General features: G+C 49.3%; 19 protein-coding genes. 13 read left to right on the forward strand and 6 right to left on the reverse strand.

The features are described 5' to 3' along the window. Together BN1360_RS07370 and BN1360_RS07375 are read right to left on the reverse strand one after the other, a co-directional pair. Window positions 1-897: carboxynorspermidine decarboxylase (locus tag BN1360_RS07370; protein WP_068779242.1), on the reverse strand; the 897-nt coding region annotated here is incomplete at its 3' end. Between the two features lies 1 nt (window position 898). Next, window positions 899-2,155 carry a saccharopine dehydrogenase family protein gene (locus BN1360_RS07375; RefSeq protein ID WP_068779243.1) on the reverse strand — a complete coding sequence of 419 codons (1,257 nt, stop codon included), beginning with the start codon at window positions 2,153-2,155 and terminating at the stop codon, window positions 899-901. A 1,010-nt stretch (window positions 2,156-3,165) separates the two neighbouring features. Here BN1360_RS07375 and BN1360_RS07380 point away from each other — a divergent pair. The 3 genes from BN1360_RS07380 to BN1360_RS07390 all read left to right on the forward strand — a co-directional run bounded on the left by BN1360_RS07380 (window position 3,166) and on the right by BN1360_RS07390 (window position 6,783). Next, entirely contained in the window at window positions 3,166-4,536 is a 1,371-nt protein-coding gene (locus tag BN1360_RS07380; RefSeq protein ID WP_068779244.1) for an erythromycin esterase family protein, read from the forward strand. A gap of 103 nt (window positions 4,537-4,639) precedes the next feature. Beyond that, entirely contained in the window at window positions 4,640-5,332 is a 693-nt protein-coding gene (locus BN1360_RS07385) for a response regulator transcription factor (protein ID WP_068779245.1), read from the forward strand. Continuing rightward, window positions 5,299-6,783 carry a sensor histidine kinase gene (locus tag BN1360_RS07390; protein ID WP_069188303.1) on the forward strand — a complete coding sequence of 495 codons (1,485 nt, stop codon included), beginning with the start codon at window positions 5,299-5,301 and terminating at the stop codon, window positions 6,781-6,783. The genes BN1360_RS07385 and BN1360_RS07390 overlap by 34 nt, the downstream gene beginning before the upstream one ends. A 120-nt stretch (window positions 6,784-6,903) precedes the next feature. Here the strand turns inward: BN1360_RS07390 and BN1360_RS07395 are convergent, their stop codons facing one another. Next, entirely contained in the window at window positions 6,904-7,665 is a 762-nt protein-coding gene (locus BN1360_RS07395) for a DeoR/GlpR family DNA-binding transcription regulator (protein WP_068779247.1), read from the reverse strand. Window positions 7,666-8,013: 348 nt separating this feature from the next. Between BN1360_RS07395 and BN1360_RS07400 the strand changes: the two genes are divergently transcribed. The 6 genes from BN1360_RS07400 (at window position 8,014) to BN1360_RS07425 (ending at window position 14,232) form a co-directional block, all read left to right on the forward strand. Further along, window positions 8,014-8,772, forward strand: a complete 759-nt coding sequence (locus BN1360_RS07400; protein WP_068779248.1) for an ABC transporter ATP-binding protein — start codon at window positions 8,014-8,016, stop codon at window positions 8,770-8,772. After that, window positions 8,765-10,378 carry an ABC transporter permease subunit gene (locus tag BN1360_RS07405; protein ID WP_068779249.1) on the forward strand — a complete coding sequence of 538 codons (1,614 nt, stop codon included), beginning with the start codon at window positions 8,765-8,767 and terminating at the stop codon, window positions 10,376-10,378. Before BN1360_RS07400 ends, BN1360_RS07405 begins: the two co-directional genes overlap by 8 nt. 71 nt (window positions 10,379-10,449) lie before the next feature. Then, window positions 10,450-11,475: an extracellular solute-binding protein gene (locus BN1360_RS07410; RefSeq protein WP_229520882.1), complete on the forward strand. Its 1,026-nt coding sequence runs from the start codon at window positions 10,450-10,452 to the stop codon at window positions 11,473-11,475. A 78-nt stretch (window positions 11,476-11,553) separates the two neighbouring features. Then, window positions 11,554-12,648: a 2-aminoethylphosphonate--pyruvate transaminase gene (gene phnW / locus BN1360_RS07415; protein WP_068779251.1), complete on the forward strand. Its 1,095-nt coding sequence runs from the start codon at window positions 11,554-11,556 to the stop codon at window positions 12,646-12,648. After that, on the forward strand, window positions 12,645-13,466 hold the full coding sequence (gene phnX, locus BN1360_RS07420; RefSeq protein ID WP_068779252.1) for a phosphonoacetaldehyde hydrolase: 822 nt from the start codon (window positions 12,645-12,647) through the stop codon (window positions 13,464-13,466). Before phnW ends, phnX begins: the two co-directional genes overlap by 4 nt. Window positions 13,467-13,668: 202 nt before the next feature. Then, entirely contained in the window at window positions 13,669-14,232 is a 564-nt protein-coding gene (locus BN1360_RS07425; RefSeq protein WP_372775198.1) for a cupin domain-containing protein, read from the forward strand. 68 nt (window positions 14,233-14,300) lie between these two features. Here the strand turns inward: BN1360_RS07425 and BN1360_RS07430 are convergent, their stop codons facing one another. Beyond that, a complete protein-coding gene (locus tag BN1360_RS07430) occupies window positions 14,301-14,756 on the reverse strand; it encodes a hypothetical protein (RefSeq protein ID WP_068779254.1) in 456 nt (151 codons plus the stop codon). A gap of 205 nt (window positions 14,757-14,961) precedes the next feature. On the opposite strand from BN1360_RS07430, the gene BN1360_RS07435 reads away from it, so the two are divergent. Next, entirely contained in the window at window positions 14,962-16,563 is a 1,602-nt protein-coding gene (locus BN1360_RS07435) for an AraC family transcriptional regulator (protein WP_148466532.1), read from the forward strand. A gap of 120 nt (window positions 16,564-16,683) precedes the next feature. After that, entirely contained in the window at window positions 16,684-17,658 is a 975-nt protein-coding gene (locus tag BN1360_RS07440) for an ABC transporter substrate-binding protein (protein ID WP_068779256.1), read from the forward strand. Between the two features lie 66 nt (window positions 17,659-17,724). Here the strand turns inward: BN1360_RS07440 and BN1360_RS07445 are convergent, their stop codons facing one another. Further along, window positions 17,725-21,687: an endo-1,4-beta-xylanase gene (locus BN1360_RS07445; protein ID WP_068779466.1), complete on the reverse strand. Its 3,963-nt coding sequence runs from the start codon at window positions 21,685-21,687 to the stop codon at window positions 17,725-17,727. A gap of 587 nt (window positions 21,688-22,274) precedes the next feature. On the opposite strand from BN1360_RS07445, the gene ahpC reads away from it, so the two are divergent. Both ahpC and ahpF read left to right on the forward strand, forming a co-directional pair. Continuing rightward, complete coding sequence (gene ahpC, locus BN1360_RS07450; RefSeq protein ID WP_068779257.1) at window positions 22,275-22,838, forward strand: alkyl hydroperoxide reductase subunit C; 564 nt, start codon at window positions 22,275-22,277, stop codon at window positions 22,836-22,838. Between the two features lie 11 nt (window positions 22,839-22,849). Then, the gene (gene ahpF / locus BN1360_RS07455) at window positions 22,850-24,382 is read left to right on the forward strand and encodes an alkyl hydroperoxide reductase subunit F (RefSeq protein ID WP_068779258.1); all 1,533 of its coding nucleotides are present in this window, start codon (window positions 22,850-22,852) and stop codon (window positions 24,380-24,382) included. 445 nt (window positions 24,383-24,827) lie between these two features. Here ahpF and BN1360_RS07460 read toward each other — a convergent pair whose 3' ends face one another. Beyond that, window positions 24,828-25,919, reverse strand: a complete 1,092-nt coding sequence (locus BN1360_RS07460; RefSeq protein ID WP_229520884.1) for a LacI family DNA-binding transcriptional regulator — start codon at window positions 25,917-25,919, stop codon at window positions 24,828-24,830. Window positions 25,920-26,084: the final 165 nt, after the last annotated feature.

A 26,084-nucleotide genomic window follows, 5' to 3' on the forward strand; every position in this document is an offset into this window, starting at 1 on the left:
CCGATACGTATAAGGCTTCTCACCGGGTTCCCCGGAGCCAAGCAGCGGCGGGCGATACGGCATTTCCAGCACGTCTGGCATATGGCAGGAAGCGGACGTATCCAGAATGGCAATATCCATTCCATTCTTCATCGTATCGAGCACCGACGTGATCAGAAAGCCCGCATTCAGAGCAACGGCTTCTCCAGGCTCAAGATAGACCTCGAGGCCGTATTTATCCTGCATGCGGCGGATGCATTGCTCCAGCAGAGGGATATCATAATCCTCTCTCGTAATATGATGCCCTCCGCCAAAGTTGATCCATTCCATTTGCGACAGCCACGGTCCGAATTTCTCTTCTACGGCATCCAGTGTCGTCGCCAGATCATCGGAATTCTGCTGGCACAATGTATGGAAGTGCAGTCCGGAGATTCCCTCCAGCAGATCCGGGCGAAAATGCTCACGGGTCACGCCAAATCGGGAACCGACGGCACAAGGATTGTAAATGTCATGCCCAACCTGTGTTGAACATTCCGGATTGATGCGCAGACCGTACTTCTTGCCTGCGGCCAGTACTTTATGACCGAACTTCTCTACCTGGGAGAAGGAGTTGAAAATAATGTGATCGCAGAGCTCAATGATCTCATCGATCTGATCCTCCCGGTAAGCCGGGGCAAAGCAGTGATTCTCCTTGCCCATTTCCTCATGACCCAACCGGGCCTCGTACAAACCGCTGGAGGCTGTTCCACTCAGATAGCGGCCGATCAGCGGGTAGGTTGTATACATCGAGAAAGCCTTCTGCGCCAGTATGATCTTGGCACCGGTGCGCTCCATAATACCGCCTAATATTTCAAGGTTTCGTTCCAATAGAGCTTCATCTACTACATAACATGGGGTAGGCAGTTCTTCGAAGCGCATGTTAGCGAACCAGCTCCGTTTCACGCTCTTTGCCAGCGGTTGCTTCGTCTTCCGGATAAGCATCCACGAGATTCGGATTGAAGCTTTCTTGCCATGGAAGTCCCCATTTGTTCAATGCATCCATAAATGGATCCGGATCGAATTCTTCAATGTTGTAGACGCCTGGTTTGTTCCATTTGCCTGTCATTACCATCATAGCGCCGATCATGGCAGGAACGCCGGTGGTATAAGCGACTGCTTGCGACCCAACCTCTTGGTAGCACTCCTCGTGGTTGCATACGTTGTAGACATAGTACAACTTGTCTTTGCCATCCTTTTTGCCTTTGAAGATACAGCCAATATTCGTCTTGCCCTTCGTACGCGGACCAAGGGAAGAAGGATCCGGCAATACCGCCTTCAGGAATTGCAGCGGAATAATCTGCTTGCCTTCAAATTGGATCGGCTCGATCGAGGTCATGCCAACATTTTCAAGGCATTTCAGGTGGGTCAGGTAGCTCTGTCCGAAGGTCATGAAGAAGCGGATCCGCTTCACGCCCGGAATGTTCAGGGCCAGCGACTCAATTTCTTCGTGGTGCAGCAGATACATATCTTTTTCCCCGATTTCAGGGAAGTCGTATACGCGTTTGATCTCCATCGGTTCAGTCTCAACCCACTCGCCGTTCTCCCAGTAGCTGCCGTTGGCGGTTACTTCACGGATATTGATCTCAGGGTTGAAGTTGGTAGCGAACGGATACCCGTGGTCGCCAGCGTTGCAGTCGAGAATGTCGATGTATTCAATCTCGTCAAAATGATGCTTCAAAGCATGGGCGGAGAATACACCGGTTACGCCTGGATCGAAGCCGCTGCCCAGCAAGGCAGTGATTCCAGCTTGCTCGAAGCGCTCACGGTATTCCCATTGCCATTTGTATTCGAATTTCGCCGTATCTTCCGGCTCATAGTTCGCGGTATCCATATAGTTGGTCTTGGTAGCCAGGCAAGCATCCATGATCGTCAAATCTTGATATGGCAGAGCCAGGTTCATCACGATATCCGGCTTGACTTCGTTAATCAGAGCAATCAGCTCGTCGACATTGTTGGCATCAACCTGAGCGGTTGTAATTTTCGTCTTGCCCCCGTCCAGCTTTGCCTTAAGCGCATCACATTTGGATTTCGTACGGCTGGCGATGCAAATTTCCTCAAAAACCTCACTGTTTTGGCAGCATTTATGGATGGCTACCGAAGCTACGCCGCCGCAACCGATAATTAGTGCTTTTCCCATTGTCCATATCCCCTATCTCAATGAATTTTTGGTGGTCAATTACGCAAAAAAAGCAAGTGAATACATGCGCTTAGCGCACACATCACTTGCTTCTGATATATCGATATTAAGTATCTCCAATAGAAATCGGACATATATCACCATGCCAACGCAAAATACACATAACGAATTCGCGAAGCACAATGATCCCTCAATATTCAAATATATCCTGCTTGATCAGAGTCTATATAGCAAATAATCGCCTTTACCACTCTTATTGACCGTTTCACAAGTTGATGTGCATAATGCACTGGTTGTAAAGTAACCAACTTATAAAATTTGAGCTTTTAACTCAATCAATAAGGCAACGCTAGGTTGCCGATCGGCATTTGACCCGGCTGTCCGTATGGCCTTAACTCCCCGGGAAGGAAGTGGTCAAAAAATTATCTGCTTGGAAAGACTCGCAAAATATATTGAATACCGACTTTCCAAATTGCTCTTTTATATTAGCAGGAGTTTATTCATTCGGCAATATAAATTTTTAAATTTTATTTACAGGTATTTTGTGGAAAGGTTTGAGAAGGCATTGTTGGGACAGGACAACCAGTATAGCACATCGCAAAAAAGTGATACCTGCCAGTGAACGTCGAAACCAGCTGAAGAGTGGGTCTTCTGTAACGAAACTACAGAGCGCTATTTCTGCAAAAACGATCCTTGTTGGAACCTAAGGAAACACCATAACGTTATTTGCGGAATAATCAAGCAAAAGATCACTATTTTACCTAAATAACGCTCCTCTGTTTCGTTAAAATTTCAGACGGCTCTTATTAGCGCAAATAACGATACCACGGTTCGTTAGACAGGATACGGACGAGCGTCATACTTTTCCCGTTGCGTCCTGCAGAGATACATCGACATCGATTTTTGGCATGTCAGTGCAGTCTTTATAAATTCCTTAGAAATAGTTGCTACGATAACCGGGAAGGTGGATACGTGAACAATTCAATGGATTTTATAGGGAGGAAAAAGCAATGAAAGCAAGCAAGAGATTAGCAGGGATCGTGGCGGCGGGAATGGCCTTGACGTTGCTGCTATCGCCGATAAATGTCTCAGCGGCTGGGCAGCAGGAAACGGGGATCAACACGGGGTTCCAGGACAATTTCCGCGAGATCAAATCGGCAACGTCAGAGGATTATACGGATCTGGAGTTTCTTAAGCCGTTATTGAAGGATAAGACCGTCGTCAGCCTGGGCGAGAACTTCCACCGTGTGGCGGAATACAGCAGCATGAAGACGAGGTTGATTAAGTATTTGCATGAAGAGCTTGATTTTGATGTCGTTATGTTCGAGTCCGGGCTGGGTGATTCCTTTATGGCTTACGAGAATGCCGATATTTTACCGGCCAAAGGAATGATGGAGGGCTCCATCTTCCCGATCTGGCACTCCAAGGAGACGCTGGAGCTGTTCGATTATATTAAGCAGCAGAAGAGCACGGAGAATCCCCTGTATCTTGCCGGGTATGATATGCAGTTTACATCGGGATACTTGACTCAGTTTATTGCCGGCTGGATCGCCAAGGTAGATGAGCAGCAAGGCAAGGATTACTTTGACTTCGAGATGCAGGCAATAACTGACTTTTATACGGTGATTAACGAATATGGCCTAGACTTTGACAACAATCCTCAAGCGAAGCAGGAGATTCAAAAAGTATTGAATAAGTATGAACCTAAATATAGAGCGCTCATTCAGTTTATCCAAGAGAACAAGGAGCAGCTCGCCGCAGCATTTCCGCAAAATGCCAAGATGGTCGATATTGCTCTGAAAACGTTGGAGGACCGGATCAGCTTTATCAAAATGGGGTTGTACGGCACGAAGGAGAGCTATGAATTCAGAGATCGGATCATGGCCGATAATGTCGAGTGGCTGATGCAGGTGATGTACCCGGGCAAAAAAGTGATTTTATGGGCGCATAACGATCACCTGGCCAAAAATACGTCGGGAATGATGACGAAGGAGCAGGGCAAGTGGATTCACAGCTTCACCAGCATGGGAGAGCTGCTTCATAAGAAGCTCAGGGACAAGGGATATGTAATTGGCTTCTATATGAACAGCGGTAGAGCGAGCACGATTACGACGCAGCAGCTCTTCGATATCAAGCCGATGCCGAAGGGCAGCCTGGAGCAGATCGTAATGGGCAGCGGTTATAAGATTGCCTTCGCCGATCTGTCCCAGCATAAGACGCCGGACAAGAGCAACTCCTGGATGTTCAGAATGAACTATGCCGCTGAGGATGGAATGACCTCGGAGATTATTGCCCCGAACGCGATGAGGTTTATCCCCAGAGAGCAGTATGATGGCATTATCGTCTTCGATCAGGTGAAGGAGCCGACGACGGAATATTAATACGAATCCCCGTGAAGTGGCAGCGATGTTGCATTTCAGGGGGATTTTTGCCGTGTGTGCATGTACAATAAAAGGGATAGTAGTTGAAAGGACATCTGTGAAAATGAGAGAAAAGATTCTGATTGCTGACGATGAGCGGGAAATTGTAGAGTTCATGCGCGACGCACTGGAGGATGATGGTTACGATGTGCGGATCGCATATGACGGCAGCCAGGTGCTGGACCGGCTTGAAGAGCATGAGCAGCTTGATCTGATCATTTTAGATATTATGATGCCTCATCTCGATGGCCTTGAGGTGTGTCAGGTGATTAGGGATCGGGTAGCTTGCCCTATTTTGTTCTTAAGCGCACGCTCCGCCGAAGCCGATCGCATCCGGGGACTTGCTGTCGGCGGTGACGATTATATCGTTAAGCCCTTTAGTATGCAGGAGCTCAAGGCGAGAATCAGAGCGCATCTGCGCCGCGAGCAGCGGGGGCACATGGGCCGACATCCGAAGCTGCTCCATCACGGCCATCTGACGATGGACCTGGATAGCCTGCAATTATTTTACAAGAACATCCTTATCCCTTTAACCAGTCGGGAATTCGAATTGCTCCAGCTTCTCTTCATGCACCCGAACCAGGTATTCTCCCGCGAACAGATGTATGAGAAAGTTTGGGGGTATGATGCCGAGGGAGACGCCGCTACGGTGACAGAGCATATTAAGAACATCCGTGCCAAGCTGACAACGGCAGCGCCTGAGCAGACATTTGTGACGACGGTATGGGGGGTAGGATACAAATTCAACAGACCGTGAAGACGAGTAGAAGGCCGCTGCGCCGACAATTTATGAGCGCGTTTGTGCTTATCCTGTTATTTAGTTTCCTATGTTCACTTATGGTATGGGGGGTTACTCTTTATTTTTTGATTCATCAGACGGGGAGGGGGGTCCTTCCGGCTAATCATTACGAGCGGCAAATCCCGCGGATTCTGGAATATGCCGCTAGGCAGCAGGCTGCCTTGTTATCTCCTCAGATGCAGGATGAACTGGAGAAAGTGATCCCGCTTCAGGGCATCCAATATCAAGTTATCGATCTCGACGGACGGATTGTCTACGGATGGAAGGGAGAGAGCTATGTCAATGGTCCGGAGGATTTGATCGAAAAGCTGAACAGGACGGATAGTTATAACGGCAGATTTGTTAAGTTCAGTCCTATTCTTGATGCACAGCAGCGGCTGAAGGGGATGCTCCTGCTCCGCTATAGTCTTAATGTGACTGCCAATAATCCTAGGAATGGGTTGCTCGTTAGTCTCGTATTGGGCAGCCTGATCGCCCCATTCGTATTTATAGTCCTGTTCTCTGCGATCTTCGCCAGGAGGCTAGGCAAGCGGCTCGAACCGTCGATTACCCGGATTATTGGGGGGGCGCGGCGAATTCAGCAGAATGATCTTAATTTCTCAGTCGCTGGAGAGGGCGGGTCAAAGGAATTGACCGAGCTTTCGAACGCTTTTGAAGAGATGCGAAGTGCGCTGGAGCAGTCTTTGAAGCGTGAATGGCAGTTGGAGCAAGAAAGACGCGATATGATCTCGGCGATTGCCCATGATCTGCGGACCCCGTTGACGATTATCCAGGGCCACGCGGATAACCTGATCGAGAACGGCGCACGACATCCCGAGCGGCTGGAGCGGTATCTGCTGACTATTCGAAATAGCACCCAGCGTGCCGATAAAATGCTGACCGAGCTGCTGTTCCTAAACCGGATCGATATGCCTGACTTCATCTTGGAGTATCTGCCGACGGATTTAGCCGCCTTCTGTGAACGGAAGAGGCAAGAGTTCGATCTGCTGTGCCGCGAAAAAGGGGTTACGCTTTGCTGTTCACGCCAGCAGTGGCATCACCATGCAGAGCATCTGCTTCTTCTCGATTCCGCAAGGCTGGAGCAAGTTCTCGATAACGTCATTACAAACGGATTAAGATTTACACCAATAGGTGGAGAAATAGAGTGGACGATCTCGGTATATGAGCAGCATATTATTTTCGAGGTAAAGGATACGGGGCCGGGCTTCAGCGAGCAAGATCTGCGCTTCATGTTCGATAGATTCTATTCCGGGGATACCTCCAGATCTCAGGCTCAAGGCCACTCCGGACTGGGCCTGTACACAGCGAAGCTGCTCGTGGAGAAGCACGGCGGAAAGATCGAAGCCGGGAATCGTACTCAAGGCGGCGCTTGGGTAAGCCTTACTGTACCCTATAAGTGTGCTTCATAGGGCTCATATCCAGATAAGAGCCACCGGAATCCGGTGGCTCTTTGACTATCACTCATATTGTATGGAAATGGGAATGCCTCGGATGTTGGTTCATAATCGATGCTTTGAATTCGTACATCTTCAAGCGTCTGCAATTATCAATTTGGTGTCGGTCTTCCTGAATTTGGCTTGATAGCTGCGATCAACATTCACATCCGTCACGATGGTGTCAATTCGCTCCAGCGGCGCAATGGAGACCATGACATCTTTGCCGAATTTGGTACTATCGGCGGCGACGTAGACCTCGCTAGCAAGGTCAATCATCTTTTTACGGGTGATGGCCTCCTCCATGTTATAATCCGAGATTCCTCTCTCGATGGTGATCCCGCTACAGCAGATGAACGCCTTCCGGATATTCAACTCATGAAAATTGAAGATATAGTCATAAGCCACCACGGATTGCTCTTCTTTTCGAATTTTCCCTCCGATAATAATGAGATCCACATCACTATGGACAAGCTCTTGGATGACAGGGATGGAGCTCGTGATGACCGTGAGCTTCTTTTTATGCTTCATATACTTGGCAATTTGGTAGGTGGTGGACCCGCTATCAATATAGATACAGTCGCCATCCTCAATAAATTCACAGCACTTGCGAGCAATCTGTTCCTTCTCTTCCAGATGATTGATCATCCGTTCCTCCATTGAGGACTCTCCGAACCGCCCCACCAGCTTGATGCCGCCATATATTTTTTCGATTTTCCCCTGTTTGGTAAGCAGATTGATATCTCTTCTAAGGGTGTCGATCGATATATCCAGCGCTTCGGTCAGCTCATTGATTTTGAGTACCTCTCTAACGGTTAACAGATCAAGCATTTTCTTTTGCCTTTCTAGTGGCAGCATCTTCTCACCTGCTAAATACAGATTTTAGAGGCAGCTTAAAAAGTTCGGTTTGGATAAAAGAATCCAGATCGAGGTCAGTTCAGGGATGAGTGACCGCGAATTAAGGGAAGAATTCCATACCGTCCTTTTTGAGCACGCATTAGTATTAGAACAATTTCAGTGTATCGGCTACCTCTTCAAGATTCAATAGAGTTTACAAAGATCGGCATGTTCAACTGCCCAATATGGGCTAGAGTTATGCATAAGTAATGAATCATATATGCAAGATTTACTTAAATTTTACATAGTCGCTCATTCCGGATGACATACGGTTTTTATACTGGGATTGTGTTGAAGGAGGTGGGCGGCTTGCTGAAGCTGCAAAATATTAGCAAACAATTTGACGGCAAAACAGTTCTTGATGACATCAGCTTCGAGATGGGTTCAGGTGAGATTATGTCGCTCCTCGGTCCAAGCGGAAGCGGGAAGACAACCCTGCTCCATCTGATTCTTGGCCTGACGGGAGCTGATCGCGGAAGCATCATCTTCGGTGAAGAGGATCTGACCCATGTGCCCATGAAGAAGCGCGGATTCAACATCGTGTTCCAGGACTACGCCCTGTTTCCGAACTTGAGTGCGTATGACAACATCGTATACGGTCTTCGCAATAAGAAAGGGACTGCAAGTGAACAAGAGGTTCAAGAATATATCGACTTTCTGGAGTTGGCCCCGCATCTGAATAAAAGAATAGGTGAGTTGTCCGGAGGACAGAAGCAACGGGTGGCTTTGGCAAGAACGTTGGTTACAAAGCCGAAAATCCTGCTGCTCGATGAGCCGCTAAGCGCGCTGGACGGGGTCATTAAGGAATCTATCAAACAGCGAATTCAATCGATTGCCAGAGAGTTCAAGCTGACGACAATTATTGTAACGCATGATCCGGAGGAAGCCTTAACCCTGTCTGACAAAATATTGATTATCAATCAGGGCAAAATCTCGCAATTTGGATCACCGCAGCAAATTATTAATCAGCCGGAAAATGAGTTCGTGAAGCAATTCATTATTAAGCAGTTGCTAATCAAACGGCAAAACATCTATAACCTGTTCGGTGAGCTGTATGCACATGCATAAAATCAAGCCCGAGATGCGGGTGGTATTCATCCTGATTCTGCTGTTGTTCGCTGTGTTCCTGTTCTTACCGTTGATCATATTACTGATTCGTTCCTTCGAGACGGATCAAGGAATCTCACTCGCCAATTATATCGCCGTCTGGAAAGAGCCAGATATGCTCGCGGCTGCCTGGAATAGTGTCAAAGTTTCAGCTGCGGCGGCGATCATCGCCACGGTATCAGGCTTCATTCTAGCTTATTCGATTCACTGTACTAGAATATACAGCCCGATCAAGGGGGCGCTGCGAACGGCAATTATTCTACCCATGTTATTACCGACGATCACTTATGGCTTTGCCATAATGTACTCGTTCGGCAACCAGGGCTTGCTGACCAAGCTGTTTGGCAGGAACCTGTTTGAAATTTATGGCTTTAACGGCCTGCTGACAGGCTATGTCATTTATACATTGCCCTCGGCATTCCTGCTGATCCATAACGCCTTCGGTTATATCGATAAAAAGATCATTATTGTCTCGCGGCTAATGGGTGATGGAGCGGTGAGAAGCTTCGCCAACACGATTGTGCGGCCGCTCGTTGGGGCGCTGGGCGGGGCGTTTGTCCTCTCCTTTATTCTGAGCTTCACGGATTTCGGGATCCCGGCCTCCGTAGGAGGAACCTACCCGGTCGTTGCTACCCGGCTCTATCAGGTTATGCTCGGTGCTATCCCGAACTTTAATCAGGGAGCGGTTATTGCCGTGCTGATGCTGATTCCAGCGGTGTTCGGGATCTGGCTGTTAAATTACCTGGAGCGGCTTAACTTCCATTATGACAAGATCAGCGACATCGAGCTGCCGAGACACCGCACCCGTGATATCGCGTTGGGAGTAATCTCCTGCGCGATTGTACTGGGATTGCTATCGATCTTTGCGATCATGTTCATCGCACCGTTCTTGAACAGCTTTCCCTACGACCTTCACTTCACCTTCAAGCATGTAAGGGATGTACTCACCTCCGATTTGACGGGAGTATATAAGAATTCGCTAGGGGTGGCGCTGTTAACGTCTCTGTTCGGGACAGTAATGGCCTATGGAGCCGCGCTGCTGAATGTGCGGACCAAGCTGAAGGGCAGGGAGGCAAGCGATATCGTGTCGATGATTACCAATACTGTGCCGGGCATGGTACTCGGGATCTCGTATCTGCTCTTGTTCAACGGCAGCAGCTTGAAGGGAACCTTCACAATTATCGTATTATGCAATATCGTTCACCTGTTCACGACGCCCTATCTCATGGCCAAAAATTCTTTGTCCAAGATGAATCCTTCTTGGGAGACGACAGGAGAACTGCTGGGTGACAGCTGGTTCAAGACCGTGCGCCGGATCGTTCTGCCGAACTCGGTATCAACGGTGCTGGAGATGTTCAGTTATTACTTTGTCAATTCGATGGTGACGATCAGCGGGATTATTTTCCTCGTATCGGCGCAGACATCCGTTATGGCTAGCAAAATCAAGGAGTTGCAGCACTTTGCCAAGTTTAACGAGATTTTTGTCCTGTCGCTGCTGATCTTCCTCACCAATCTGGTCATAAAGATCCTTTGCGATTGGATGCAGAGAAGAAGGGCGGTGTCCTGATCAGCCCAAGCTGAATATGGCAAGTCATGTAGCCGCATATCATGATTAGTTGAATCATCCATATCAAAATTATGAAAAGAGAGAGGGATTATACAGTGTTCAAATCAATGAAAGGTATGTTGCTTACACTTTTGGCGATAAGTCTGGTTCTCGCAATGGCGGGCTGCGGCAGCGGCAGCAGCAAAGCGGAGGAAGCAAAGAAGGTAGTTATCTATACAAATGCTGATGAAGAGGCGGTAACCTCCATGGAGACCGCGCTAAAAAGTGCCGGCTATGACGGGAAATACGTGCTGCAAACGTTTGGGACCTCAGAGCTTGGCGGCAAGCTGATGGCTGAGGGAGACAACATAGAAGCCGATTTGATCACAATGAGCTCTTATTTTATCGAAAGCTCGCAGAGCCAGCACCCGATGTTCAAAGATCTCTCCTTTAAGACGGGTGCACTGGAGCAGTACCCGGCTTATTATACGCCAATCTTGGCAAATACCGGCTCAATCTTTATAAACACGGAAGTGTTGAAGGAGAAAGGACTGTCGTTGCCGACCTCCATCAAGGATTTGACTGCCCCTGAGTTTAAAGGGCTCGTCTCCATCCCGAACATTATGGACTCTTCTACCGCCTGGCTGCTTGTTCAAGCCATTATTGGCCAATATGGGCAAGACGAGGGCAAGACGGTATTGCATGACCTGATTACTAATGTAGGTCCGCATCTGGAGAGCTCGGGTTCCGGCCCGCTCAAGAAGGTTCAAGCGGGCGAGGTTGCTGCCGGATTTGGTCTGCGCCACCAGGCGGTTAAAGCGAAGGCGGCAGGTGCGCCGATCGATTATGTGGACCCGATTGAGGGGAATTTCTCTCTGACAGAATCCCTCGCTGTAGTGGATAAGAAGAATGCTACGACAGAGTTGGCTATGAAAATGGCGGAAGTCATTATTAAGGACGCACGTAAGGACCTGATCGCTAACTATCCGGTAGCTCTGTACGACGGCGAGAGCGTAGACGATGTGAACAAACCGGCTCAATCGTTGAAGTTTGAGCAATCGCTGACGGTGGAGCTGCTTAAAGAACATCAGGAATTTTTCAAGAGCGCTCAACAATAATTCATAGATTAGAAAGCTACAGATCGATTGATGACCCAATTTAGGCGTTAAATCCATCTAACAAGGGAGTAAGGCAAAATGAATGCATACAAGCTATTGACCCCAGGACCGCTCACTACGACTAGCACCGTTAAGAAAGAGATGCTTCTGGACCGCTGTACATGGGATGAGGATTATAAATCAATTACGCAGAAGATCAGGTCTCAGCTTTTGACGATTGCCGGAGCTGATTCGACAGAGTACACAGCTGTGCTGATGCAAGGCAGCGGCACCTTCGCGGTGGAGTCGGTTATGACCTCGGCGGTGTCCAGGACAGATAAGCTGCTGATCATCACTAATGGAGCTTATGGTGAACGGATCGTGCAAATGGCGGAGTATCTCGACCTGAATTATTCCGAGCACCGGGTCAGTTATGACAAGCAACCCAAGGAAGCGGCGCTTCGGGCGCTGCTGGAGGAAGATGCAGCGATTACCCACATCGCTATGGTCCACTGTGAGACGACAACAGGTATTTTAAATCCGCTTGAGATGGTAGCTGGGTTGTCCCGGGAATATGGCAAAACCTTGATCATCGATGCCATGAGCAGCTTTGGCGGGATTGAGATCGATGTGGCCGGACTGGGAATCGACTATTTGATCAGCAGTGCAAATAAATGTATCCAGGGTGTGCCTGGCTTCGGCTTTGTCATTGCCAAGCTCGAGCGGCTGAAAGCCTGCCAAGGGGTAGCGCACAGCTTGTCACTCGATCTGTACGATCAGTGGAAGGGAATGGACAAGGACGGCAAATGGCGCTTCACATCACCCACGCATGTCGTAGCTGCTTTTGCCAAAGCCATTGACGAGCTTATTGAGGAGGGCGGGGTATCCGCACGGAATGCACGCTACAGCGAGAACAATCGCATCCTGCGAAGCAAACTTGCTGAAATAGGTATTGAAGCTTATATTTCAGAGGATAAGCAGTCGCCGATAATTACAACATTCCTATTCCCGAATGCAAGCTTCGATTTCACTGAGTTCTACAAATATGTGAAGGGGCGGGGATATGTGATTTATCCGGGCAAGCTGACGGATGCGGATACGTTCCGGATCGGCAATATCGGGGAGATTTACCTGCAAGACATCGAACAATTATGCAGCATTATTAGCGATTACATGGGAGGAACTGAACAATGAATCAAATCGAGGGCGTTATTTTGGATTGGGCGGGGACTGCGGTAGATTTCGGATGCTTTGCTCCGGTGAATGTATTTGTTGATATTTTTAAGCAGGCTGGCATTGAGGTGACGATGGAGGAAGCCAGGGCCCCGATGGGGATGCTGAAGATCGATCATATTCGCGCCATGCTGTCCATGCCGAGAGTAGCGGCGTTATGGGATGAGAAGTACGGTAGAGCTTCTAACGAGGAAGATGTAAATCGCTTGTATGGCGAATTTGAGCCCGCGCTTATGGCCTCCTTGTCTGAATATACAGAGCCGATACCAGGCGTGATCCATACCGTTGAGGCGCTGCGCTCGCAAGGTTTGAAGATCGGATCTTCGACAGGCTATACCAATTCCATGATGGAGGTTGTCATCTCTGGCGCCAAGGCTAAAGGCTACAGCCCGGATCATGTTGTTACACCGGATGACACGGATTCCTATGGAAGACCTTATCCTTATATGATCTATCGCAATATGGAAGCTTTAAAGTTATCCGCGGCATGGAAGGTCGTGAAGGTAGGGGATACCCCCTCCGATATTAAGGAAGGCGTGCAGGCTGGCGTATGGTCAGTTGGCGTTGCGGTTGGAAGTTCGGAGATGGGGCTTAGCGAGCAGGAGTACCAGGCCTTGTCCGATGCGGATAAAGAGGCAGTTATTGCCAGGACGAAACAAGGCTTCATGCAGCAGGGAGCCGATTTCACAATCCATACAATGTCGGAGCTTCCGCCGTTGATTGAGCGGATCAACGGATGGCTGGCGGAAGGCAAAAGACCTGGCAGTGTCAAGGAGTAAGATACAGTCAGACCGGGGCATGAAAATTGATAAATTCAGGTAGTTTGTCCCCTTTGAAGCACCTTCAAGGAATGACGCCTATCGCAAGAGAGGCGGAGCCCTGGGGGTGTTTTATATTATTTCGGGAGGACAGGTTCCCGATAAATAGGCACCCGCATAGGATGACTACAAAAAGTTATAGGCTATGAGAGGAGAATGAATGTTGCACGACAAACCGTGGGACCCGCAGCAGTGGGGTAATCCTGGACAATACGGCTGGAATGGTTACGATTGGAGTCATGGCGGCAATTCATACTGTAGCTCGAGCAGTACGAGTGAGCATAGCTGGAGCCCATTCTACAGAGCTAATACAGTTGAGGATTACGGACCAAGGCCGTTCGTCATCAATATTGAAGAAGCCACAGAACGGAATAAAAATTACCGTACTGCTATATGGACAGGGGATCATCTGCAAGTTACCTTGATGAGTATCCAGGTTGGCGAGGACATCGGTCTGGAGGTTCATCCTAATGTCGATCAATTTCTGCGGATTGAAGAAGGGGAAGGACTTGTCCAGATGGGGGACAAGAAAGACCATTTGAATTTTCAGGAGAAGGTTCATGAAGACGACGCTATTATCGTTCCAGCCGGAACCTGGCATAATGTGACCAATACAGGCAGGAAGCCGCTTAAGCTCTACACCATCTATGCTCCGCCTAACCATCCGCATGGAACTGTCCAAGCGACCAAGGCCATTGCTATGGCTGAGGAAGGGGCAGAGAAGTAATTTACATCAATAATAGAACAGCCAGTTGCCGATGAATGCGGCGACTGGCTGATGAAATGTATGGGTTACTATTTAGCTGCTTTGAATTGACTGCGCATTTGATCGAACAATTCTTGAGACTCGGCATTCTCGGATGCAGCATAACCAAAAGCTACTTTATTATCGATAATCAGCACAATCATTTCCTGATGGTTTGCGGCCTGAATGAGTACTACGGCCCCTTTCCCGTCTTCGTCATCATAGGGTACTGATTCGGCTACCTTTGGATCCTTCAGCTTCTTGTCCTCCGAAGCTTCAGACGCGGCCCCTAAGCGGAATAGGGCCTGAATTTCAGGATGCACACTCTCTTCAACGAACTTCTCCCTGTCTTCCTTTGTTCCATTGTAGAAATCGGTGACATAGGACAATGCCAGCTTCTCATCCGAGGATAGCTTCTTCGAGTCGGCAGCATTATTGCTGGAGCATCCAGATAATATAATCACAGCGGCAAATAAAATGGACAGAAATTTTGCAAAGTTTTTCATGGTTTCCTCCTAGTATATATATGTACATTTGCTAGTCTATCAGATTAAGGGGAAATGCCCTATACAAGATGATACATAAAAGGTAAATGAATAGTTACTTTCCTGAAATATCCTGTACCCAGCGCATACTTCATTGACAAGGGTTAGATGGCTAGAGATAATAATTGAGAATGATTATCAATTGGGAGACAGAGGGGGCGCTGAGGTGATAAAGAGTACAAGTCCACAGAGTCCACAGGGAGCGATATTTGGGATGCCCGTTCGGCTGCTGGCCTTAGAGGACCTGGAGCCGTCTACTTTGGAATCAGAAGGAGCGGACAGCCTTCGGAAGCTGTTAGCGGTATGGAAAGGCAAGCTGGGGATCCCGCGGCCTGACGCTGAAGCGGGTGGGCTGCTGTGGTTGTGTGAAGGTGATTTGTTGATTCTTTCTCCAGGAGACCGCATCCAGGTCGAGGTGGACCCGGAGGAGTCCGTAGAGGGATGTCTACTGGAGTTCCTTATTACCGGAGCTGCTGATTCCCCCATGCTGGGCTTAAATCCTCTGCTGCTTCGCCAGGCAGACAAAATAACAGAAACAGCCCAACGGATGACTCAGCATTGGAGGCTCGGGTCGAGACAGCCGTGGGAGCTGCAATGGCTGTTCATGGATCTGATGCAGCAGGTCGAGGAAGCCTCCAGGATGGGGCAGGAGCGATCCGGCTCCTGGCTGGAGGAGAGCTTGAATTATATTCACGCACAGTATCATAACGAATTAAGCCGGGAGAGGCTGGCGGAGCGGGCCGGGGTAAGCCCGGAGCATTATTCCCGCTGCTTTCGTGTTCATACAGGGCATACGCTGACCGAATATTTAACCTTGCTTCGAGTGCGCAAGGCGCAGGAAATTCTGCTGTCCGGCCGCCCCGTTACATTGGATCAAGTGGCTAGGGAGGTCGGTTACCGCGAGGGGATGTATTTAAGCAGAAGATTCAAGCAAACGACAGGCGTTGCCCCGACGCTCTACCGGAAGGTATCCGTCCGCCCGGCAGCGCTTAACGTGAATCATAGCGCTTCGTTATGGGCACTTGGCATCCATCCGGAGTGGGGCGTATTCTCCGACTGGCTGACACAAGCTCATGGAGCGCAAGCAAGATACAGTCCCGATGTTTTGCTGATCGGTGACTGCAGCCGACAATCCTGCAGTGGGCGGCCGGATGTATTCATCAGCTATGAACTGGAGCGCCCGGCTACAAGTTTACTTGAGCTTGCGCCAATTATACAGCTGCCGCATAAGCGGCTCGATTGGCAGGGCCAGTTCAGACGCATCGCTGATCTCGTCGGCCGCAGCCGTCAAGCGGAAGAACTCCTTGAGCAGATCGGCGAGAGAGCCGACAGGCTGCGGGGGGAGCTGCTTCAGTGTTATGGAACAGGCCGCAGCGTTATTGTCTGGGAGATCGGCAATAACGGAACGGCCTATGCTATTGGAGCGAGTAACGGACGGGGAGCGCAGCTGCTGTATGGCGAGCTGGGCTTTCAGATGCCGGACTCGCTGCTCGAGCGGGGATTGCTGGAACGAGGATACGTCCAGACCGGAATAAGCGAGATGCCTGAGTTTGAGGCGGATTTGATCTTCTTGACCGGGATGCCTCGCTCCAGAGAGGTGGCTTTAAGGCTGGGGACAATGCTGCAATCCAGGAAATGGTGCAGCTTGAAGGCGGCAAGCTCCGGGAATGTCTATATGCTGGACAATCCCGAACTATTTTTCGGCTACGATCCCTTGTCGAGCCACGAACAGCTCGCAGTGCTTGAACGAGTGCTGCTGCATAGATGACAACAACAGCATGATCATAATAATCTATGGCCGAATATCACGGACAGTCATGGTCAAGCGTCAGGACCCTGTGTATTCTGTAATTGAGAATGAATATCAATGAAACAGGGGGCTTCAAGCATGAAATCATGGCATAAACTACTGGCGGCAGGCTGTCTGGCCTTACCGCTGTTGCTGTCTGCTTGTGAAAGCGCGGACGAAGCTAGCGGAAATAAGACGGAGAACAGCGCTTCTTCCGAATCCGATCCTAACCGGTCAACCTCCTCCCAGTCGGAGGTAAAGAGTGTTCAGACTGTGAACGGAGAGATCGAAATTCCTGCTCACCCCTTGCGGATTGTAGCTGAGGAATACTTGGGCAGCTTGATTCCGCTTGAGGTTATTCCGGTAGGGGCACCCGGATTGACGCTTAACAACGTCTACTTCAAGGAAGCCTTGAAGGGAGTGGCCGATACCGGCGACTATGGGAAAATGAATCTGGAGAGAATTCTGGATCTGAATCCCGACTTGATTCTGTCCGCCAATAACGACAACTATGCGCAGCTTAGCAAGATTGCGCCTACAGTCGTTGTACCTTGGGGGAATTTGAAGAACGCTCACGAGGAGTTAACTTATTTCGGAGAGCTGCTGGACAAGCGAGAGAAAGCAGCGGCCTGGCTGCAAAGCTATGATGAGCGGATTGCTGCGGCGCGGGCGCGTGTTGAGCAGGCGATCCCTGCGGAAGCCAGCTTCTCGATCCTGGAGGTCACGGACAAGTCGATCTTCGTGTATGGGGACAACTTCGGCCGCGGCGGTCAGCCAGTATATCAGGCTCTGGGGCGCAAGGCTCCGGAAAAAGTAGCGGCGGAGATTATGGAGAAGCAGTGGGCAGAGATCAGTGCGGAGAAGCTGCCGGATTATGCCGGCGACTATCTGGTGATCACCTCGAACAATCTTACATTGGAGGATTTGCGTCAGGACCCGATGTGGGGCACACTGCCTGCGATCAAGAACGGCCAGGTCTATGTCTGGAAGGAGGAGCGCTCCTGGTACTATGATCCGGTAGCTGTACTGTCCCAGACAGAGGAGCTGGCCGCTTGGCTGGCGCCTGCAGTATAAAGTTAAATAAAGACCTCCTGTCCGCCAAAGGCGGACAGGAGGTCTTTATCTTCTCTAAGCTGGAGATTACAGGCTCCAGACATTGTATAAGATAACTGCCGCTTCAGCCCGCGTAACCGGGTCCTGAGGAGCGACCTTATTATCTTTACCGCTTACAATTCTGTTCCCGAGCAGCGTAGTGGCGCTGTCTAAGGCGTAGCCCGACAGGCTCACTGCATCCGAATAGGCATCAAGCCCGTCGCTGTCCTCCAGCTGTATGCCGGCTGCAGCGAGCGCACGCGTCGTCATGACCATCATATCCTGCCGGGAGACTGTGCTGCTGGGTTTGAATGTGTTGTCCTGATAGCCGATGGCAATGCCGAGTTCCTTGGCGATGGCCAGTTCCTTACTATAATAAGCACCAGCAGGAGTGTCGTTAAAGCTCGCTTCATTGCTGCCATTTCCTTGCAGTTTAAGGGTTCTCACCAGAAGTACAATAAGATCGGCCCTTCTGATTGGAGATTCCGGGGAGAAGCTATTCTCATTCATCCCCTTGATAATTTCGCGGGCTGCCAACGTCTCAATCGCTTGTTTACCCGAAGCAACGCCAGTCAGATCCTCGAAGGTCCTGGATGCGTAGGCTATAGCATACGTGCTGAAATGAGTTGTACGGAATACAACCGCTTCACTTGCCGCATTATATCGTCCATTTGGAATAGGCGTGGCCTTGCCTTTGCTGTCGATATGCCAGATGACGAGATTGTTCAGATGGCTTAGTTCATCTGCTAATGGTGTATAAGGGATGGATACCGTGATAGGTGCCGCAGGGTTATTCCAGGCGATTACCCGATCTCCGACTGATATACTCAGATCGATCATCGGACGATCGCCAACCCGCTCGCGGACAGAGCCCGATAGACCGTCTGCGGAGACTTTGGCGATACGGAACGTTACTTGCTCTTCATCCATGGTTATATTAGATAGCATTTGGCCTGGAATTCGAACGGAGCCATGCTCTGTTTGCAACAGCAGGTCCAGGTTGACTTGGCCCGTCAAATATTGAGACGGCAATTGCACCTCGTAAGATTCTGCATTCGTCTGCTTCGGCACGTCGATGACGATTTGCTTCTTGCCGTTAGCTTCGGTTGTTGCCTGCTCAAGGGCCTTGCTCAGCGTCTCCTTGGAGATCGCAGCTTTGGCTACCCCGTTTTCGTTCTTTACAGGCGGCGTGATCGTTATTACACCGTCTTTATTCCCTACGGCAGGCGCCGACGGAACAGAACTGCTGCTGCCAGGGCTACTGCTGCTATTATTGCTGCTGCCGTAATCGCTGCCATTGCTCCCGCCGCCATTGGAGCCCCCGGGCTTGCCGGCGAGCGTAAGGACACCAAAGACGGAGGTGTCTTGGAAGCCGTTGCCTGTTGTGTCATTCCAAGCTGCGACGCTCTGGCGGGCGCCGTCCTTGGCATCGTTGATCTGCGCATCGAAGCCTACTTTTGTATTATTAGCCGGAGTGATCGTCTTGAACGGGATCTTCATCTCAACCGTATAATTGGAGCCGGATACCTTGGTCGCCGATTCGAACCCTTCGGCCATGCCTTCAGGCTTGAAAGAAGTCTCGTTGTCGAAGTTCACTCGATATTGCCCGTCGTCATCCTGATAGAAAGTAGTCTTTCTGTTATTCTCGTCAAGGAAGACTTCAACCGAATCCTGCTCCCATTCATTAGCACTTGATTTGTCTAGCTGTGAGTCGCTTACCTGTATCAATACATACAGGTTCTCATCGTCCCATAGTGCTTTAGCTACTCCGGTAGCTCCCTGCCAGGCTGATTGGTACCGGTTGATCGGCATCTCTGGGGCCTTGCTCCAGGCTGCATCTACGGTTCCATCAATAGTTGGTGTAGCATAATTCGCTGTCGAATGATTGGCATCAGTCTCATCAGGCCGATGCTCTTCGATAAATCGATCCGGATCAATGACGGCATAATAAGCTGGTTTGGCTTGCAGATTTTTATCAAACAGCAGTGGATTCGTTGAGGATCTCCAGCTCGTGCCATCATCCAATCCCCAGAAAGTAACGCGCTTGATATGATCGGAATGCTCTTTATAAATATTGAATATCTGGGCATACAGATATCCTTGAGCATTCGCAAGATTGGCAGGAAGCTGATAGTCGCTTCCGGCCTGAATGTCCAGCTCGGTGATGCTGACCTCGACACCAAGCGAGATGAATTTCTCCAGCGACAGCTCCACATTTACCGGGTTGGTATTTATTGAATAGTGGGCCTGCATGCCAACGCCATCGATGAGCAGCTGGCCTGGATGAGCGGTGGCGTAATTGTCGTTGATCTCTTTGACCATTTGGTAGATGGCTTCCGCTTTATTCGGGTTATCATCGTTGTAGTCGTTATAATACAGCTTAATATCCCAGCCCTTCTCATTCAGCACCTCTCTGGCTGCGAGGAAGGCTTGCTCAATATAGTCGGGGCCGATGGCTTGATACCAAGGAGATTTGCGCAGTGCTCCCTGCCAGTCGGAAGGGTTATTCGGATTATCGTTCATCGCTTCGTTAACGACATCCCAGGAAATCACTTTGTCGCCGAAATGCTCCATCACTGTCTTAATATGAGTCTGCATGTTCTCAAGAGCTTCGTCCCGACTCAGAGGTGCGCTGTTTCCTTCCGAATTTACAGTTGTATTCATCCAAGTCGGCGATTGCTGGTGCCATACCAGGACATGACCGTGCATTTGTATGCCTGCATCCAGCACTTGATTTACCATGTCGTCTGCGGCGTCAAAAGTAAATTGGCCTTTCTCACGCTGCAGCGCATCCGGCTTCATCGCATTGCCTGCGGTAGCAACATTATAATGCATGCTCAGCAGGTCCATCCGCATACCGCCCAAATCCTCTGCTGAAATAGCATTACCGATCAGGAAGTCATGGTTGTATACCTCCTTGATCGGGGTTAGATCCCGCTGGATATCGATCGGACCTGCGGTCTTCACGAAGCTGATATCGTCAATATAGAAAGAGGCCGTCGCATTATTTGAGCTTTCAACGTAGATTGTCAGATATTCGCCACCGACGCTGTTATAACGGTAGCTGCCTTCGAATTGCACCCAGCCGTCATTGGTGCTGATAGTCTTAGGGGAGAGGGCAACATAATTCGCGCTGCCTCCATCGCCAATCTGCGTGGACAATTGAAGTTGTGAGCTTGCCGGACTGATCAGCTTGACCCATGCTGACACCTTATATTCACTACCCTTGTCGACATATTGCTCGACACGCAGTGACGGGCCGTGCCAAGTCTCGGTTCTGTCTTCGACTTTCAAAGCGTAAGAGCCGCCTTCGGTATGGTTAGCTTCATTTGTAATGGTCAATGTTTCCTTGCCTGACCTGCCTCCAAAACCGCCCATCTCCAAATCTTCAAAGGTAATCGTAGTAAATGCCTTTGCTGGCGGTCTAGGTTGTTCCGGTTGAGTACTGCCGGAATCCTCAGTGATCAGGATATCTCCAATGTAGAAGGGGACGGTGGCACCGGGGTCGTTGGATTGGACCCGAAGAGCCCGATCTTTGGAGGTATCAACGGTAAACGTTTTGGATAGGGTTAAGGCCTTGCCTGCTTCAAACTTCGCGCCGTCCAGCCATGCATAACTATCTACCGTTTGTAAGTATGCTTGAGCATCACCCGGTACATTAACATTAGCATCAACATAAACAGCTACGGTCACCGTATATTCCTTACCATCTTTCAGCCCGATATCCGCAAATTTGAAATCAGCGGCATCATAGTTTGCAGCTCGGTTGCCTACATATAAAGCCCCGCCGTCTTCATTTCCTTCAAAAACCTTCCCTGTGACATGTTCCAGTGTGGCGCTACCCGATTGTGTTGCAGCACCTTTACCGTTAGCAAAGTCCTCATGATATACCACTACCGGTTCCGAAGCGCTTCCAGTATCAGCCTTGGCTCCTAAAGCTATCCAGCCCGAAGGGATGAACAGGATTGCCGCGAGCAGAATCGCGATGGATCGTTTGATCATCTTACTCATGCGTTCTTTGCACCCTCCCTTATAAATATTATGGTTAAGCGCTTTCATATATGGTCGAACTGGTCCTCCTTTCAGAATCAAATCATATTATTTATCCCCTCATGCATCTAGTTCGGAATTAAAGAAGGTTCCGATATTATTACATATCATTGTAAAAAAAGTAGATTTTCTTGTGGCCTCGCGCCTATTTTGCGAGAATAGCTACATCTATTTTCCAAAAAAAGAGTTATTCTATTAAATATAGAGACCATGTGTGCAAGAGCAGTGGTACGAGCTATCCTTGCTGACAAGTGGAGACGTAGAACGAACTTGTATTGGAGGGAGTCTATGCGCTGAGAACGGGACTGGCAGTGGTTATATTATAGATAGGAAATTTATGATCATCCGGAAGAATGGGAACGGAATTCCTGTGAATACTAAGAATATGAAGACTTGGTGAACTGGTTTGACATTGAGAATGATTAATATATAATAATTATTATAAATAAGAAATTAGTATAGCTCACCTGGGAAATGTGCATGCACTGCTCAAATGTCTCTATGCTAATTCTTCAATAAAACAATATACCTGGGAGGTACGAATAATCATGTCATTGATTGGAAAAGAAGTACTACCATTTAAAGCTAATGCTTATCACAACGGGGATTTCATCGAAGTCTCTGAAGAGAATTTCAAAGGAAAATGGAGTGTAGTTTGCTTCTACCCTGCAGACTTCACATTCGTGTGCCCTACTGAGCTTGAAGACTTGCAAGATCAATATGCAACTTTGAAAGAGCTTGGCGTTGAAGTATACTCCGTATCTACGGATTCCCATTTCGTACACAAAGCTTGGCACGATAGCTCCGAAGCGATCGGCAAAGTTACTTACATTATGATTGGCGACCCTTCACATACCATTTCCCGCAACTTTGATGTCTTGATCGAAGAAGAAGGCGTGGCAGACCGCGGTACCTTCATTATCGACCCAGACGGAGTGATCCAAGCGGTTGAAATTACTGCCGGCGGCATCGGACGTGACGCAAGCATTCTGATCGACAAGATCAAGGCTGCTCAATATGTTCGCAACCATCCGGGTGAAGTTTGCCCTGCTAAGTGGAAGGAAGGCGGAGAAACCTTGAAGCCTAGCCTTGACCTTGTAGGCAAGATTTAAGGAGAGAGATCATGAAACTGGATGCAGACATCAAATCACAACTGGCGCAATATCTCCAGCTCTTGGAAGGCAATGTTCTGCTGAAAGTCAGTGCAGGATCCGATTCGGTATCTAACGACATGCTGGATTTAGTAAATGAATTATCCGGCATGTCTGATAAAATTACGGTAGAGCATACTACATTGCCCAGAACTCCAAGCTTTAGCGTAAACCGTGCAGGTGAAGACACTGGCGTTACATTTGCTGGGGTACCATTAGGCCATGAGTTCACTTCGTTGGTACTCGCCTTGCTTCAAGTTAGCGGTAGACCGCCTAAGGTGGAGCAGAGCGTCATTGACCGGGTTAAGGCGATTCAAGGGGAATATCACTTTGAAACTTATGTCAGCTTGTCCTGCCACAACTGTCCTGACGTGGTGCAGGCGCTGAACATGATGAGCGTGCTTAATCCTAACATCACTCACACCATGATTGACGGCGCAGCCTTCAAGGAAGAAGTGGAGAGCAAGGACATTATGGCCGTGCCAAGTGTCTATCTCAACGCTGAATTCTTCGAGAGCGGCCGTATGACGGTGGAAGATATTTTAAATAAAATGGGCAGCTCGGAGGATACTTCCGAGTTTGAGAATAAAGAGCCATATGACGTATTGGTTGTCGGTGGTGGTCCAGCTGGCGCGAGCGCAGCGATCTACGCGGCACGCAAAGGCATTCGCACAGGTATTATTGCTGAACGCTTCGGCGGACAAGTAAATGATACACTGGGTATTGAGAACCTGATCGGTACGAAATACACAGAAGGCCCCAAGCTTGCTGCCAGCCTCGAGGAGCATGCGAAGGAATACAACATTGACATCATGAAATCTCAGATGGCGAAGCGTCTTGAGAAGAAGGATTTCGTTGAGGTTGAATTGGAGAACGGTGCGATTCTGAAGAGTAAGACCGTCATTGTGTCCACAGGTGCTCGTTGGCGTAACCTGGGTGTACCTGGCGAAGCGGAGTTCAAGAACAAAGGCGTGGCTTATTGCCCGCACTGTGATGGTCCTCTGTTCGCTGGCAAGCATGTCGCCGTTGTTGGCGGCGGCAACTCTGGTATTGAGGCAGCTATTGATCTGGCAGGCGTTGCCGGCCATGTTACTGTTCTTGAATTCATGCCAGAGCTCAAGGCGGATTCTGTTCTTCAGGAACGCCTGAACAGCTTGCCGAACACCACGGTGATCAAGAATGCTCAAGTGAAGGAAATTACCGGCACCAATAAGGTGGACGGTGTAACTTACATCGAGCGTGAGAGCGGTGAAGAGAAGCATATCGATCTGCAAGGGGTATTTGTCCAAATCGGGCTTGTCCCAAATACAGATTGGTTAGCCGACACTGTAGAACGTACTCGTATGGGAGAGATTGTCGTCGACAACCGCGGCGCAACGTCCGTTCCTGGCGTATTTGCCGCAGGTGACTGCACGAATTCGCCATTTAAGCAGATCATTATTTCGATGGGCTCAGGTGCTACTGCAGCGCTTGGCGCATTCGATTATATGATCCGGAATCAATAATCTTTATCAGATCATGGAGCAAGAGCCTAAATTCACGACAGCACCGTGAATGTACCTGCTTGGGAGCCGCTTATACAGGCGTTCCTGGAAGGAGGGCCCCCGCGTCCATTGAAGAACCCCAGCCCGGGTGAGGGCTGGGGTTTTTTTCCTGCTTTTTGTTGTGTTTGCGCTCATTGGAATTCTAACGGAACTGAGGGGCGTTATTTTGCGCTAAACGTGGTGTTTTGCAATCTAACGGAAATGAGTGCACTTATTTGCCTGAAAAAGGGCAGTTAACCCAAGAAAACGGACGAATAAGGCCCCCTATTTCCGTTAGATTGCAAAAATGCCTGATTTGGTAGAAATAACGGCGCTCAGTTCCGTTAGAAAACGCAATCCGTTAGAAAACGGCTGGTACAGGGGGAGCAATCGCCAATTGAATAAAGCCTACAGCCGCTTCGCTTGATTAATCTCCAGCCTTCGCTGTCGACTGGCGGAAGATCGGCTCAAACGGCACATGAATCCGAATCGGCAGCGGATACGGATCGCGAATGCACTGCAGCATCGTCTTTGCTGCTATGACGCCGATCTCGAAGGTCGGGATGCGAATCGTAGACAGCGGCGGCACCGTATAGCGAGAGGGCTCATTATCATCAAACCCCATGACGGCAAAATCATCCGGGATGCTGTAGCCCTTCTCGGAGATAGCCCGCATGCTGGCCATCGCCATAATGTCGCTTGCTGCAAAGACAGCGGTTGGCAAATTCCCCGCATGTTTCTCCAAATATTGCAGCATGAGGCGATAGGCATTATCCGGCTCCCAGGAGGCGTCCAGAACGCGGTCCTCCCGCACCGATAATCCCGCCTGCTCCAGGGCGAGCTTATACCCCCGATAGCGTTTCTCCTTCTCGAAGCGGCCCGACAACCCCGTTCCGCCAATAAACATAATATCCCGATATCCCTGATCAATCATATGCGTGACGGCAACTCGTGCTGCTTCTACCCGATCATATGCAATGCACGGGATCTCCGGATCGGAGACATCAATACCAACGATCGCCTTCACATGCTTCTTGAAATGCTGATAAATTTTGTTATCGATTCCCTCGATAACGATCAGGCCGTACAGAGGACTGTCATGCAGCGCGCTGCGCAGCACTTCAGGCCTTTGCAGCTCCTCTTGTGTATAGGTATAAGCAATCTTGTAGCCATGCTTGGACAATTCCTTCTCGATCCCGTCAAAGATCACGGAGAAGTACGGATGGTAGTGGCGCTTTTGCATGGTCGACACCACACAGCCAATCTGCCTTACAGCCTGGGAGGTGTTCGATGACGGGGACTTCACCTGGTAGCCGAGCTCATTTGCAACATCCCAAATTCTTTGCTTGGTATCTGTATTCACGAGCCGGTTGGAATCGTTGGCCAGCACGCGGGAAACCGTGGAGACGGACACTCCTACCTTGACCGCTATATCTTTTAAAGTCGCCATATCATCAACCGTCCCTTTCTGGTTGCATTTGGTGCATGTTGCACTTAAAGTTGCAACTGCTTTTTCCATATGCCTGCAACTTCTCACTTCTATATGTTAAGCAAAAAAAACAACAAGGTCAACTGAAATATTGCGGAAAACCATGTGAAATTTTGCGCGCAAAATTATTATTTATTTGCCGCAAATTAATGAGAAATATGCATTGACATTTGTCTAGAAAAAAGTTACATTCTA

This window comes from Paenibacillus sp. GM2 (genome assembly GCF_900069005.2).
Classification (GTDB): domain Bacteria; phylum Bacillota; class Bacilli; order Paenibacillales; family Paenibacillaceae; genus Fontibacillus.

Bases quoted from the DNA above. Each gene is read 5' to 3' on its own strand.
- BN1360_RS07410 (WP_229520882.1), top strand. From the start codon at position 10,450: ATGAAAAGAGAGAGGGATTATACAGTGTTCAAATCAATGAAAGGTATG.
- BN1360_RS07380 (WP_068779244.1), top strand. From the start codon at position 3,166: ATGAAAGCAAGCAAGAGATTAGCAGGGATCGTGGCGGCGGGAATGGCC.
- BN1360_RS07375 (WP_068779243.1), bottom strand. From the start codon at position 2,155: ATGGGAAAAGCACTAATTATCGGTTGCGGCGGCGTAGCTTCGGTAGCC.
- ahpC (WP_068779257.1), top strand. From the start codon at position 22,275: ATGTCATTGATTGGAAAAGAAGTACTACCATTTAAAGCTAATGCTTAT.
- BN1360_RS07460 (WP_229520884.1), bottom strand. From the start codon at position 25,919: ATGGAAAAAGCAGTTGCAACTTTAAGTGCAACATGCACCAAATGCAAC.
- BN1360_RS07395 (WP_068779247.1), bottom strand. From the start codon at position 7,665: ATGCTGCCACTAGAAAGGCAAAAGAAAATGCTTGATCTGTTAACCGTT.
- BN1360_RS07445 (WP_068779466.1), bottom strand. From the start codon at position 21,687: ATGAGTAAGATGATCAAACGATCCATCGCGATTCTGCTCGCGGCAATC.
- phnW (WP_068779251.1), top strand. From the start codon at position 11,554: ATGAATGCATACAAGCTATTGACCCCAGGACCGCTCACTACGACTAGC.
- BN1360_RS07385 (WP_068779245.1), top strand. From the start codon at position 4,640: ATGAGAGAAAAGATTCTGATTGCTGACGATGAGCGGGAAATTGTAGAG.
- BN1360_RS07390 (WP_069188303.1), top strand. From the start codon at position 5,299: ATGGGGGGTAGGATACAAATTCAACAGACCGTGAAGACGAGTAGAAGG.
- ahpF (WP_068779258.1), top strand. From the start codon at position 22,850: ATGAAACTGGATGCAGACATCAAATCACAACTGGCGCAATATCTCCAG.
- BN1360_RS07430 (WP_068779254.1), bottom strand. From the start codon at position 14,756: ATGAAAAACTTTGCAAAATTTCTGTCCATTTTATTTGCCGCTGTGATT.
- phnX (WP_068779252.1), top strand. From the start codon at position 12,645: ATGAATCAAATCGAGGGCGTTATTTTGGATTGGGCGGGGACTGCGGTA.
- BN1360_RS07405 (WP_068779249.1), top strand. From the start codon at position 8,765: ATGCATAAAATCAAGCCCGAGATGCGGGTGGTATTCATCCTGATTCTG.
- BN1360_RS07440 (WP_068779256.1), top strand. From the start codon at position 16,684: ATGAAATCATGGCATAAACTACTGGCGGCAGGCTGTCTGGCCTTACCG.